This is a genomic window from Streptomyces sp. NBC_00876 (assembly GCF_045207435.1).
Classification (GTDB): Bacteria; Actinomycetota; Actinomycetes; order Streptomycetales; family Streptomycetaceae; genus Streptomyces.
Window position 1 is genome coordinate 5,787,276 of the sequence record NZ_CP108800.1, and the last position, 13,997, is coordinate 5,801,272.

6 protein-coding genes are annotated in these 13,997 nt (G+C 72.2%); 5 read left to right on the plus strand and 1 reads right to left on the minus strand.

The genetic code is table 11. The features are described from left to right. The first annotated feature begins 2 nt into the window (after positions 1–2). From OG782_RS25660 to fxsT, 5 genes are all read left to right on the plus strand, one after another. Positions 3–3,500, plus strand: a complete 3,498-nt coding sequence (locus OG782_RS25660; RefSeq protein ID WP_406454744.1) for an SAV_2336 N-terminal domain-related protein — start codon at positions 3–5, stop codon at positions 3,498–3,500. Positions 3,501–3,691: 191 nt separating this feature from the next. Further along, on the plus strand, positions 3,692–3,895 hold the full coding sequence (gene fxsA, locus OG782_RS25665; RefSeq protein WP_406454746.1) for an FxSxx-COOH cyclophane-containing RiPP peptide: 204 nt from the start codon (positions 3,692–3,694) through the stop codon (positions 3,893–3,895). A 357-nt stretch (positions 3,896–4,252) separates the two neighbouring features. Beyond that, positions 4,253–5,419, plus strand: coding sequence for an FxsB family cyclophane-forming radical SAM/SPASM peptide maturase (locus tag OG782_RS25670; protein WP_406454748.1), 1,167 nt, complete (start codon positions 4,253–4,255; stop codon positions 5,417–5,419). Beyond that, entirely contained in the window at positions 5,416–6,807 is a 1,392-nt protein-coding gene (locus OG782_RS25675) for an aKG-HExxH-type peptide beta-hydroxylase (protein WP_406454750.1), read from the plus strand. The genes OG782_RS25670 and OG782_RS25675 overlap by 4 nt, the downstream gene beginning before the upstream one ends. An 81-nt stretch (positions 6,808–6,888) precedes the next feature. Continuing rightward, positions 6,889–9,882, plus strand: coding sequence for an FxSxx-COOH system tetratricopeptide repeat protein (gene fxsT, locus OG782_RS25680; protein ID WP_406454752.1), 2,994 nt, complete (start codon positions 6,889–6,891; stop codon positions 9,880–9,882). A 92-nt stretch (positions 9,883–9,974) separates the two neighbouring features. Here the strand turns inward: fxsT and OG782_RS25685 are convergent, their stop codons facing one another. Further along, entirely contained in the window at positions 9,975–13,790 is a 3,816-nt protein-coding gene (locus tag OG782_RS25685; RefSeq protein WP_406454754.1) for a multifunctional oxoglutarate decarboxylase/oxoglutarate dehydrogenase thiamine pyrophosphate-binding subunit/dihydrolipoyllysine-residue succinyltransferase subunit, read from the minus strand. Between the last annotated feature and the right edge of the window lie 207 nt (positions 13,791–13,997).

Below are 13,997 nucleotides of genomic sequence, written 5' to 3' on the forward strand. Positions count from 1 at the left end.
TGATGTCCGGGGCGGACGGGACGCCGGGCGGGCCCGGACCGGATGGGACGCCCGGTGGGGCGGCGGCGGGCACGGTGCCCGGCGCGCCGGAACCGTACGACGGCGGGCTGCTGCCCGAGCTCGTCGCCCGGCTGCGCGCGGCCGGGCTCGAACCCGACGTCGAGCAGCTCTGCGACGCACTCTGGCTGGCCGGATGGACCCGCGGCGCCGATGGGCCGGAGGCGGACGGCGACGAGGCCGCGGCGGGGCCGTCGCACGCCCGGACCTCCGAAGGGGTGCCCTCTGCGGACTCCGCCCGCCCGGTGGCCGAGCGGGACGGCCCGGCCGCCGGGAGCGGCCCGGAGGTCCCGCGCGAGGAGGCGCGCGAGCCGCGGGACGACGGGCGGATCGACCTGTACCCCGTCCCGCACCCCACCCGGACCGGCGGCGGGGACGGCGAGATCCATGATCCGCCCGGACGGCGGTCCGGTACGCATGCCCGTGCCGCCGCGCTTCCCCTCGGGGTGCCGGCCGCCCCCGTCCTTCCGGCCCGGCTCGAACTCACCCGCGCGCTGCGCCCGTTGCAGCGCTACCACCCGGTCTCAGCCCCGCTGCGCAGCGTTCTGGACGAGACGGCCACCGCCGAACGCAGCGCCCGCGCGGGCGGCCTGATCATGCCGGTGTTCCGAGGGGTCCGGCGGGGCGACGCCATCCTGCAGTGCGTGATGGACGCCTCCTCGTCGATGCTGGTGTGGGACCGGATGTTCGGTGAACTCCAGCAGGTATTCGGCCAGTTGGGAGCATTCCGGGATATCCAGGTGCGCTATCTGCACCAGGGTCCGGACGGCGGCTGCACGGTCAGCCGCAGCTTTGACCCCGACGCGGCCCCGCTGCACTCCGCGGACCGGCTGAGCGATCCGACCGGGCGCCGGGTCACGGTCGTCGTCAGCGACTGCGCCGGGCCCCTCTGGCGCAGCGGGCACGCCCACCGGCTGCTGCACCAGCTCGCCAGGCTGGCCCCGGTCGCCGTGCTGCAACCGCTGCCGCAGCGCCTGTGGAACCGGACGCGGCTGCCGGTCACCTTCGGCTCGCTGTCCCGGGGCGAGGGCCCCGCCGGAGCCAGTCTGCTGAAGGTCACCGGGGACGCCGGGACCGGTCCCGCGGTACCCCCGGGGGCCCTGGCGGTTCCGGTCCTGCCGCCGGCGGCGGACGCGCTCGCGGGCTGGGCGAGACTGCTCTCCGGCGCCGGTTCGGCGCCGGTGGCCGGTGCGGTCGGGTGGGTGCGGGCCGACCAGCCCGCGGCCGCCGCCCAGCGCCCGGGCGGCGCCCTGTCCGCGCTCCAGCTGGTCAGCCGGTTCCGCTCGGCCGCCTCACCGGACGCCGGACAGCTCGCCGTCTACCTCGCGGCGGCCCCCCTCTACCTGCCCGTGATGCAGCTGGTGCAGCGCACGATGCTGCCCCACTCGGGCCCCTCCGAACTGGCCGAGGTGCTGCTGAGCGGCCTGCTCACGCGCGCCGACGGCGGCGCGGGCGCCCAGTGGTACGCGTTCGAGCCCGGCGTCCAGGACACGCTCCTCGGGCCGCTCGGCCGTGACGAGGCTCAGCTCGTACTCAAGCACTGTTCGCAATACATAGAGCAGCGGTTCGGCAAGGGCGGGCCCAATTTCCCGGCCCTGGCCTTCGCCCAGCTCGGTGGTGACGGTACGTCGCACGACTCCGGGTACGGCGCCGGCGCCGGCCGGTCCACCGCGACCGCCCGGCCCGGGGACGCGAACGAGGAGCCAGAGGAAGGCGAAGAAGCCGACGACAGTGAGGAGAACGAGGGAACCGGGGGGAACGAGAGACGCGGCAGCCCGCGCGTCCCCCATGCCTTTGCCGAGGTGGCAGCCCGCGTACTGGAGCGATTCATGCCCGTACCCCCCGTATTCGTGACCCGGGAGCCCCGGAGCCCCGGCGACTCCCCGGCCCCCGCCGGCATCCTCGCCGTGGAGCGGGCGCGCGAACTCATGCGGCAGTTCGAGGCCGACAAGATGGTGCAGCGCCTCATCGACGCCGTGCAACTGCTGCGGGGAGCCACCGAGAACAGCCCCCCGCAGGCCGCCGACCCCGAGCTCTGGGCCCAGTACGCGCGCTGCGTCCTGCGGCTGTGGGAGGTGCAGGGCGGCGCCGAACTCCTCCACGAGGCCGAGCGCGCCGCCGAACGGGCCGCCGCCCGCCCCGACGCGGTACGCGAACGTGCCGTTCTGGCCAAGGTGCTGCACGCCGCGGCGGACGACCGTCGGCGGCGCGGCGACCGGCGCGGCGCACTGGAGCTCCTGCGGCGGGCCGACCGCGAGTACACCGCCGCCTGCGCCGCCCGCGGACTGGAACCCGCCGAGGCGCTGCGGCTCACCCTGGAGCGGGTGCGGGCCCTGGAGGCGCAGTGGCGGCTGGACGGTGACAGCGCCCTGCTGCAGAGCGCCTGCGGAATGCTGGAGGCCTTCGCCGACCGCTGGCCCGACCAGGAGAACCGGCCCGCCGTCCTGCCGCTCCAGCACGGCCGGACGCTCCTGAAACTGGCCCGCGCCACCGACGACCAGGAACGCTCCCAGGAGTACGCGCGACAGTCGGCCCGCTCGCTGCGCACGGCCTTCGCCCAGGGCGGCCGGCACACCATGGGCACCGAGGTCCGCATCGTGCTCGACCTCGTGGACGCGCTGCTGGCCTCGGGCGCCGAACCGGACGAGGCCGCGACCCTGACCGGCCAGGCGCTGGAGACCGTACGCGACCAGCGCCAGCGCGCCCAGTTGCAGACCAGGGCCGGAAGGGTCCGGGCCGCCCGCTACGAGCACACCGGCGATCCTTCCGAACTCGTCGCCGCCGCCGAGTGGTTCGCCCGCGCGGCCCGGGGCATCCCGCGCGATTCGCGGGCGCACACCGATCTGCTCGCCGAATGGGGCTCCACGCTCCTGCGCCGAGCCGAACTGCCGGACGGCGCCCCTCACATCGGTGCCGCGGTACGGGTGCTGCGCGACTGCCGTTCCGAGACGCCGGCCGGCGGCGCGCACCAGTCCGAGCGGCTGCTGATGCTCGGCCGGGCCCTGATGCTGCGGCACCGGAGCACCTCGGACCGGGTCGATCTGCGGGAGGCGGAGTACCTCTTCAAACTGGCGGCGGAGGAGGCCGTGGCCCCGCTGACCGCGGCGCGCTGCTGGCTGGAGCTGGGCAGGGCCCTGCTCCAGGCGGCCGGGGTGCTGAACCGCCCCGCCCGGCGCGACGAGGCCGCCGAGGCCTTCCGGGCGGCCGCCGAGTCCGCGGTGGAGGCGCAAGCGGAGCTGGAGAGTCCACAACAGCTCCAGGAGGCAGTGGAGTTGGGTGCTACAGCCAACCACTGGCGGGGTATGACGTATGAGAGGGCGGGACGCCCCCGGGCCGCGCGGGACGCGTACCGGGCGGCCCGTCAGGAGTGGCGCAAGCTGCCGGACGGCGGCGGCGCGGCGGGCGAATCCACCGCCGGGCGGCTGGCCGAGCTGGAGCGCTGAGTGCTCAACGACGAGCAGGGGGCGCTCCGGGACCGATGACGGGCCGGCACCGGGCCGGCGCCGGCGGACGGCGCGGGCGGACGGCGCTGGCAGCAGGGACGTAGCGGGTCAGGGACGCGGGACCGACGCGGTGGGCGCTCAACGGCGAGCGCGCCACGGCAGGCCCGGTGCTGCAAGTACGGGGAGGCGTAATGAGCGAGTCGACGCGTGACGACGGGGCCGGCACAGCCGGGGGTGCTCCCGGCACCACCGGTGAGCTGCCGGATCTGCTGGGCCTGGACCTGGCGGCGCTGCGGACACTGGACCATCCGGTCCTGGCCGCGGTGGTCGCGGATCTGCGCGGGCGGAGCGAACAGCCGCGGGAAATGCTCTGGGGCTTCAACAACGCCTTCTGAAGCGGGAAGCCCCGCAGCGCGGCGCCCGGCCCCGGTACCGCACGGATCTGGCCTGGGGTGCGCCCGATCAGGACATCATCGCCCGGGACGGGCCTGCCCTCGCCGTGCGCCGGGGACACTCACCCCGAGCCGGTACCGGGCGCAGTCCCGGCGGCCGTAGAGCACGGGGGTGCCGGAGTGGCTCGACGGACGACGCCGCGCGTGGCGCGGTACGGGGGAGGGGCGCCGGACACCGGTGGGGCACCCCTCCCGGACTCGCGCGCGCAGCGGTACGCCGCGGCCGGTCCGCATCCGGACACCGCCCGGAGTCCGGGCCCCCGCACCGAGCCGGGTCCCGCCTCCCGGGGCGGCGCGGGCATGGCACCCGTGCCCTTCGGGCAGTTCATCGTCAAGGTGCACGGCCGCTGCAACCTGGCCTGCCGGTACTGCTACCTGTACGCGGGCCCCGACCGGACCTGGCGCAGCCGCCCGGCCGCCGCCGGGCCCGCCGTCCTGGACCGCACCGCGGACCGGATCGCCGAACACGCGGCCACCCACCGGCTCCGGCACGTCGCCCTCGTCCTGCACGGCGGCGAACCCCTGCTCGCGGGCCCCGAGCGGCTGGCCGCCCTCGCCCGCCGGGTGCGCGAGCGGGTGCCCGACGGCTGCACGGTCCACACCACCGTGCAGACGAACGCCACCCTGCTCACCGACGCCGGCGTCAGCGTGCTCGCCCGGCACGGCATCCGCATCGGCATCAGCCTCGACGGCGGCCTGGCCGCCCACAACACCCTGCGCACCGACCACGCCGGCCGCCCCTCCTGGCCGGCCGCCTCGCGCGGTGCCCGGCTCCTCGCAGACCACCACCCGGACGCGTACGCGGGCATCCTCACCGTCGTCGACCCGCGCACCGACCCCCTGGAGATGTACGAGTCACTGCTCGCCCTGCGCCCCCCGGCCCTGGACCTGCTCCTGCCGCACGGCAACTGGACCAGCCCCCCGCCCGGCCTGCCGGACCTGACCAGCACGCCCATGGGCCCGGGTTCGGGCCGGGCCACGCCGTACGGCGACTGGCTGTGCACCGTCTTCGACCGCTGGTGGCCGGCCGCCCGGCGGGAGACCCGGATCAGGCTCTTCGAGGAGTGCGTCGCCCTGCTGCTCGGGCTGCCCGCCGCGACCGAGTCCCTCGGCCTCGATCCACTCAACGCGATCGTGGTCGAGACGGACGGATCGATCGAACAGGTCGACTCCCTCAAGTCCGCCTACGACACCGCGGCCGCCACCGGCCTCGACATCTTCCGCCACAGCTTCGACGACGCCCTGCGCCACCCCGGCGTCGCCGCCCGCCAGGCGGGAGCCGGCGCGCTCGCCGCCGCCTGCCGCGCCTGCCCGCTGCTCACCGTGTGCGGTGGCGGCCACTACGCCCACCGCTACCGCGCAGAGAACGGCTTCCTCAACCCCTCCGTCTACTGCGCCGACCTCGAACGGCTGGTCCGCCACGTGGCGGACCGGCTCGCCGACGCAACCGCAGGAGACCCCCCATGATCCCCGCCATCCCCGACCGCGTACTGCGCGAACTCGGCCGCACCGAGGGCGATACCGCCTCCCTCGGCCTGCTCGTCCGCGATCAGGACACCCGCCGCCTCGTCCTGCTCAGGGCCCTGCTCGACGCGGCGGCGGCCGCCCCCACGACCGTATGCCCACCCCATCTGCTCGACCGGCTGCGCGAGGACTGGGCGCTGCTCGAAGCCGCCGAACGCACCGACCGGGCCGCGGCACGCACCGTCCTGTTCCACCCCATGACCGGCCCCTGGGCGCACCGGCTCCTGGGTGGCCTCACCGGCACGGCCGGGGCCGGCCAGGACCTCCTCGCCGACCTGGCCCATCTGACCGCGATCGCGGCGGCGGCCGCGATCCGTGCCGGGACACCCTGCACCGTCCGGACCGGCTCCCGTGGCGGGCTGCTCGCCCTGCCCACCCTGGGCGCAGTCCGACTCCACCCGGCACAGGTCGAACTCACGTACGCCGATGATGAGCTGACGGTCCGGCCGTCGGACGCACCGCCTCTCACAGTACGCATCCAGCCGGACGGCACCACGAGCTCGGCCGACCCCCGGTGGCTGCCGGTGCTCACCCTCCCGGCGGTGCTGCCCGGCGCGGGGCCCGTGCCCCTGGACGACCTCGACCCGTACCGCACCAGCGGCACCGGGATCGAACAGCACGGACTCAGCGCCGCAAGCCACATCGACGACAGCGAACGCAAGGCCTGGACCGAGTCCTGGTCCGGAGTCGAACCACTGCTGCGCGTCGGCGGCGAGCACCGGATCACCGAGGCCGCCGTCCTGCTGCGCTGCCTCGTCCCCCTCGGACCGCCCCCCGGCTCCGGCCCCACCGGCCAGGGCGCCGCCCACTGCAGCGGCACCCGGCGCGAGGCCTTCGGCGCGGTGCTCAGCAGCAAACCCGCCACCCCCGCCTACTTCGCCTCGACCCTCGTACACGAACTCCAGCACACCAAGCTCGCGGCCCTGGGCGCACTCGTCCCGCTGCACCACGAGGACGCCGCCCCCCGCCACTTCGCCCCCTGGCGCTCCGACCCCCGGCCGTTCGACGGGCTGCTCCAGGGCGCCTACTCGCACCTCGCGCTCGCGGACTACTGGCAGCGGTTCGCGCTCGGCGCCCGGCGGGTCACCCACCGGGATCTGGCCTGGGCCGAACACGCCCGCTGCCGTCAGCAAGTCGGCGCCGTACTCCCGGTACTGGCCGGATCGGCCCTGCTGACCGCCGAGGGGCGGGTGCTCGTCAACGAGATGATCACGCTCTACCACCGTCTGGAGGATTCGCCGCCACCCACGGGTCACCTGGCACGCGCGGAGGCGTACGTGACCACCGCCAGGGTGATATGGCAGCAGAGGAACGGATCGCCCAGGAGCTGAGCAGCCAGGTGATTCCGGCCGGAGCGAGCATGCCCCGGTGTATCTTGAAAAAGCTCACAACGAGGTCAGGGAGACGGTTGAATGCCCGGTACGCGTAGGCAAGTTGGAGCAATCGGGGCGCAGACCATCACCCTCAGTTTCGCCGGATTCAACCGGGCCTGGGCGGCATGGATCGCGGACCGGCTGGAGCGGCGCGGGGTGACGGTCGTCCAGCAGCGCTGGGACCCCCAGGTGGCGGTTCCGCTGGAGGACTCGCTGCGCGACCTGATGCTTTCCCGCGGCCGGATCCTGGTCCTGCTCAGCGACTGGTACTTCCAGCTCGGCCCCCGCAGCCACGAGGAGTGGAACCGGGCCCTGCGCGAGGTCGTCGCCCCCGACCCGGACCGCTTCGCCGCGGCATCGATCACCACCTCGGCGCTGCCCGGGGCCACTTCGGTGTTCGGCGCGGCGGACCTCACCAACGTGGGTGCGGACGAGGCGGAGCGCCGGCTGCTCGTCCAGCTGGGGCTGCCCACCGACCCGCTCCCCGAGGCCGTCGCCGCGCGGCCGGGACCCCGCTATCCGTCCGACACCCCCGAGGTGTGGGGCGGGGTGCCGCGCCGCAACACCCGCTTCACCGGCCGCGAGGCACTCCTCACCAAGGCCTACCGGGCCCTCCAGGACGCCGGTACGGGCGCGGGCGTCGTCACGCTGCACGGCATGTCCGGAGTGGGCAAGACACAGCTGGCCGCCGAGTACGTCTACCGCTTCGGCTCCGAGTACGACGTGGTGTGGTGGGTGCCCGCCGACCGGCGCGCCCTCTACCGCCAGAAGCTCGCCGAACTCGCCCCCGAACTGGGCCTGTCCACCGGCGCCGAGTACGGCGAGCGGCTGCGCGCGGTACGCGACTCGCTGCGCCGCGGCGACCCGCACGCGCACTGGCTGCTGATCCTGGACGGCGCCGACGAGCCCGACCAGATCTGGGACCTGGTGCCGACCGGCCCCGGGCACGTCCTGATCACCTCCCGCAACCCGGAGTGGAGCGAGCACAACAGCAACCTCGTCGAGGTGCCCGTCTACGAGCGGGAGGAGTCGGTCGCCTTCATCCGCCGTCGCGCCCCGCGGCTGACGCACACCGAGGCCGACCAGCTCGCGGACGCGCTGGAGGACCTCCCGCTGCTGCTCGACCAGACGGCGGGATGGCTGAACGACTCCGACATGTCGGTCGAGGAGTACATCGAACTTCTCGGCGGCGGAATCGATCAGGACGTCGTCAAGGTCTCCGCCGACTTCCCGCTGGCCTTCCAGACCGCCTGGTCGATACTGCTCAACAAGCTCAGGGACACCGTTCCCGAGTCCGTCGACCTGCTGCGCCTGTGCAGCTTCTTCGCACCCGGCTCCATCCCCGTACGGCTGCTCAAGGAAATGCCGTCGGGCGAACTGCCCGAACAGCTGTCGGGCCTGATGAACGATCCGCTGCTGTGGAACAAGGCGATCGGCCAGCTGCGCCAGTACTCGGTGGTCCGCCTGGAGTCCCACGAGTCCATCATCGACGACGTGTCCTCCGGCGAGTCGGTCTACCTGCACCGCATGGTCCACCAGATCGTCCGCAAGGACATGCCGGACCAGGACCGCCGGGAGTTCATCGACGTCGTCCGCCGCGCCCTCGCCGCCGCAGACCCCGGCCGCCCCACGGACACCCGGCTCTGGCCCGGATACGCCGAGATCACCCCGCACCTGAAGTGGGCCGACGTCCTGCGCAGCACCGACCCCGCCGTGCAGACCCTGGTGCTCAACTGCCTGCGCTACATGTACCTCTCCGGGGAGTACCGGGCCGGTATCAAGCTCGGCGCCCGCGCCATGACCGCCTGGCGCGAGATGCTGGGCGAGAACCACCCCCGCGTCTGGGACCTCAGCTACAACTACGCCAACCTGCTGCGGGCCGTGGGCGACTACGCCGGAACCGAGGCCATCGAACGGGCCGCCGTCGATCACCTGCGCTCCGAGCGGGGCGCACAGGACCTGGAACACCTGCGGGCAGCGGGCGGCCTCGCGGCCGACCTGCGGGGACTGGGGCGGTACGAAGAGGCGCAGGAGATGTCCAGCTGGATCCTGGACTCGTACCGTGAACTGCTGGGGGACCAGGACTCGCGCACGCTCAACGCGCAGAACAACCTGGGCACGTCGATGCGTCTTCTCGGCCGGTACGAAGAGGCACTGGAACTCAACCGGCGCACCCTGGAATCACGGCGACAGCTGCTTCGGCCGCGCCATGGCTGGACCCTCTACTCCGAGGTCAACTACGCCACCGACCTGCGCCTCCTCGGTCGCTACAACGAGGCGGAGTCTCTCCAGAGCCAGAGCGCCCGTGTGCACCGGCTCGTGATGGGCCAGGACAATCCGCAGACTCTGCGCGCCGAGCACAACCTGGCACTCTGCCAGTACCGCGCGGGTGAACGGGCCAAGGCCGCCGCGTTGTTCACCCGTGTACTGGAGCGAGGTGAGCGCGTACTCGGCGAGAGCGATCCGCTGACCATGATGTTCGCGGCCAGCCAGAGCTTCTTCGCTCGGGAGCATGCCGACATCGACCAGGCCAGGGGCATAAGCGAGAAGGTCGTGGACGGCTACGTGGAGATGCTGGGCGAACAGCATCCCTATGTGGCGGGCACGCGTGGCAATCACGCACTGATCCTGCGCAACGTGGGGGAGCGGGACCAGGCACACCACCTCATCGAGGAGGCCTTGGTCGACATGGGCCGCGCCGTCGGCGAGAACCACCCCTGGACCCTGGGCTGCGCGATCAACGCCTCGGCGCTGCGCAACCTGGTGGGTGACGTGGAGTCAGCCGTGGCGCTGACGGACTCCGTCGTGACGCGCGCCATCGAGATCCTCGGCCGGACCCACCCCCTGACTCTCTCCGCCCGCATCGCACACGCGGCGGATCTGCGAGGCATCCGGGACCGGCAGAAGGCCGAGAAGGTCGAGGCGGAGGCGTTGGGTGACCTGGTGGCGACACTGGGGGCGCAACACGTTCATACCGTGTCGGCGCGGTCCAGGAACCGCCCGTTCTGGGACTTCGAGCCGCAGATGATCTGACCGCCCGGGTACGCCCGAAGGGCCCGTCCCCGCGATCGTTTCGCGGGGACGGGCCCTTCGGCCATGTGCGTGCAGCGGATCGGTCAGGCCGCTCAGGCCTCGAAGACCTCCGCGACCAGCTGCGCCTGCTCGGCCTGGTGGCGCTTGGCCGAGCCGACCGCCGGGGAGGAGCCGTGCGGCCGCGAGATGCGGCGCAGGCGCTCACCGTGCGGGACGTCGGCGCCGACGGCCAGGTCCAGGTGGTCGATCAGGTTCAGGGCGATGAACGGCCATGCGCCCTGGTTGGCCGGCTCCTCCTGGGCCCACAGGTACTTCGCGGCGTTCGGGTACTTGGCGATCTCTGCCTGGATCTCCGCGCCCGGCAGCGGGTACAGGCGCTCCAGACGGATGATCGCGGTCTCCGTGTCGCCACGCTTCTGACGCTCGGCGTCCAGGTCGTAGTAGACCTTGCCGGTGCAGAAGACGACCTTGCGCACAGCGCTCGCCTCGACCGAGTCGTCGCCGATCACCGGGCGGAAGCCGCCGGTGGTGAACTCCTCCGCCTTCGACGCGGCCGCCTTGAGGCGGAGCATCGACTTCGGGGTGAAGACGATCAGCGGCTTGTGGTGCGGGTTGTGCACCTGCCACCGCAGAAGGTGGAAGTAGTTCGACGGCAGGGTCGGCATCGCGACCGTCATGTTGTCCTGGGCGCACATCTGGAGGAAGCGCTCCGGGCGGGCGGACGAGTGGTCCGGGCCCTGGCCCTCGTAGCCGTGCGGCAGGAGCAGCGTGACGCCGGAGGTCTGGCCCCACTTCTGTTCGGCCGAGGAGATGAACTCGTCGACGACGGTCTGCGCGCCGTTGACGAAGTCACCGAACTGGGCCTCCCAGATGACCAGCGACTCCGGGCGGGCCAGCGAGTAGCCGTACTCGAAGCCCATCGCCGCGTACTCGCTGAGCAGCGAGTCGTAGACGTTGTAACGGGCCTGGTCGTCGGCGAGGTAGAGCAGCGGGGTGTAGTCCTCGCCGGTCTCCTGGTCGACCAGGACCGCGTGGCGCTGGCCGAACGTGCCTCGGCGGGTGTCCTGGCCGGCGAGCCGGACCGGGGTGCCCTCCATCAGCAGCGAACCGATGGCCAGGGTCTCGCCCATGCCCCAGTCGATCGTGCCGTCCTCCACGGAGGCCGCACGACGCTGCATCTGCGGCATCAGGCGCGGGTGGACGGTGATGTGGTCCGGGATGTTGACCTGCGACTCGGCGATCCGCTTCACGACCTCCTGGGAGACCGCGGTGATGACGGCCACCGGGAACTCGGCCTGGGCGTTCGGGACGTGGGTCTGTGCCGGGTGCGAGGTGGCCTCGCGGACCTCCGCGAACACCTTCTCCAGCTGGCCCTGGAAGTCCTGGAGCGCCTGCTCGGCCTCTTCCAGAGTGATGTCACCACGACCGATGAGGGACTCGGTGTAGAGCTTGCGCACCGAGCGCTTCTTGTCGATCAGGGTGTACATCTGCGGGTTGGTGAACTGCGGGTTGTCGCCCTCGTTGTGACCGCGGCGGCGGTAGCAGATGAGGTCGATCACGACGTCCTTGTTGAACGCCTGACGGAACTCGAAGGCGAGCCGCGCGACGCGGACGACGGCCTCGGGGTCGTCACCGTTGACGTGGATGATCGGCGCCTCGATCATGCGCGCCACGTCGGTGGCGTACATCGAGGAGCGCGAGGACTCCGGGGCGGCGGTGAAGCCGACCTGGTTGTTGATCACCACGTGCACGGTGCCGCCCGTGCGGTAGCCGCGCAGCTGCGACATGTTGAGCGTCTCGGCGACGACGCCCTGGCCCGCGAAGGCCGCGTCGCCGTGGAGCGCGACGGGCAGGACGGTGAAGTCCGTGCCGCCCTTGTTGATGATGTCCTGCTTGGCGCGGGCGATGCCCTCCAGGACCGGGTCGACCGCCTCCAGGTGCGAGGGGTTGGCGGCCAGCGAGACCTTGATCTGCTCGCCGTCCAGACCGGTGAAGGTGCCCTCGGCGCCCAGGTGGTACTTGACGTCGCCGGAGCCGTGCATCGACTTCGGGTCGAGGTTGCCCTCGAACTCCCGGAAGATCTGCGCGTACGACTTGCCGACGATGTTCGCCAGCACGTTCAGCCGGCCGCGGTGGGCCATGCCGATGACGACCTCGTCGAGGCGGGCCTCGGCGGCGGAGTCGATGACCGCGTCGAGCAGCGGGATGACGGACTCGCCGCCCTCCAGCGAGAACCGCTTCTGGCCGACGTACTTCGTCTGCAGGAAGGTCTCGAACGCCTCGGCGGCGTTCAGCCGGCGCAGGATGCGCAGCTGCTCCTCGCGCTCGGGCTTGGGGCGCGGACGCTCCACCCGGTCCTGGAGCCACTTGCGCTGCTTCGGGTCCTGGATGTGCATGAACTCGATGCCGGTGGTGCGGCAGTACGACTCACGCAGCACACCGAGGATGTCGCGGAGCTTCATCATCGTCTTGCCGGCGAAACCGCCGACCGCGAAGTCCCGCTCCAGGTCCCACAGGGTGAGGCCGTGCTCGGTGATGTCCAGGTCGGGGTGCTTGCGCTGGTGGTACTCCAGCGGGTCGGTGTCGGCCATGACGTGGCCGCGGACCCGGTAGGAGTGGATCAGCTCGAAGACCCGTGCGGCCTTGGTGACGTCGTCGTCGTGCGAGGCGTCGATGTCCTTGAGCCAGCGGACCGGCTCGTAGGGGATGCGCAGCGCCTTGAAGATCTCGTCGTAGAACTCGTTCTCGCCGAGCAGCAGCTGGGAGAGGATCCGCAGGAACTCGCCGGAGGCGGCACCCTGGATGACCCGGTGGTCGTACGTCGAGGTCAGCGTCATGACCTTGGAGATGCCCAGCTTGTTCAGGGTGTCCTGCGACGTGCCCTGGAACTCCGCCGGGTAGTCCATCGCGCCGACGCCCATGATGAGGCCCTGTCCGGGCATCAGGCGGGGCACCGAGTGAACGGTGCCGATGCCGCCGGGGTTGGTCAGCGAGGCGGTGACTCCGGTGAAGTCGTCCATGCCGAGCTTGCCGTTGCGGGCCCGGCGGACGATGTCCTCGTAGGCCTGCCAGAACTCGAAGAAGTTGAGCGTCTCGGCCTTCTTGATGGCCGCGACGACCAGCTGGCGGTCGCCGTTCGGCTTCACCAGGTCGATGGCCAGGCCGAGGTTGACGTGCTCCGGCTTCACCAGGGTCGGCTTGCCGTCCTTGGTGGCGAAGGAGTAGTTCATCGCCGGCATGGCCTTGAGGGCCTGCACCATCGCGTACCCGATGAGGTGCGTGAAGGAGATCTTCCCGCCGCGGGCGCGCTTGAGGTGGTTGTTGATGACGATGCGGTTGTCGAAGAGCAGCTTCACCGGAACGGCGCGGACGGACGTGGCCGTCGGCAGCTCCAGCGAGGCGTTCATGTTCTTCGCGACAGCGGCCGACGGGCCGCGCAGCGTCACGTACTCCGGACCGGCCGGAGCCTCGGTCGCCGCAGCGGCCGGGGCCTTCGCGGCGGGGGCCGGTGCGGCCGCAGCCGGTGCGGCCTTCACCGGAGCCGGCACGGCCGCGGGTGCGGCCGGAGCGGGCGCCGGAGCCGCGGGTGCGGCCGGGGCCTGAGCCACGGGCGGCGCGGGTGCGACGTTGTTGGTGGGGGCCGGCGCGGGTGCGGCCGGGGCCGCGGGCACCGCAGCCCCCGCGGCTGCGGCGCCGGGAACGGGCTTGTCCGCCGTGCCGGACGTACCCGGCTTGTAGTCGGCGAAGAAGTCCCACCAGGCGCGATCGACCGAATTGGGATCCTGGAGGTACTGCTGGTAGATCTCGTCGACGAGCCACTCATTGGGGCCGAAAGCAGCAGCCGGGTTCGTACCCGGGCTGGCTTGGTCGGTCGAGATGCTCGAGTTACTGGGGGACTGAGACGACACGGCGGCAACCGCCCTCTTCCGCTTCACAAGGTGATGGACAGCGGAAATCAAGGCTACGCCTCCCCGGCCGTTCCATGCAGGCCGGGCCGGTCTTCGTCGTGCAAGTCACATCGAAAGTCGGGTTTCGGGGCAGGAAATGGCGGGAAACAAGCTTGGTTCCGCTTCACTCCGGGTACGCGAGACCGCAAGTACGGCCCCTTGGACCGT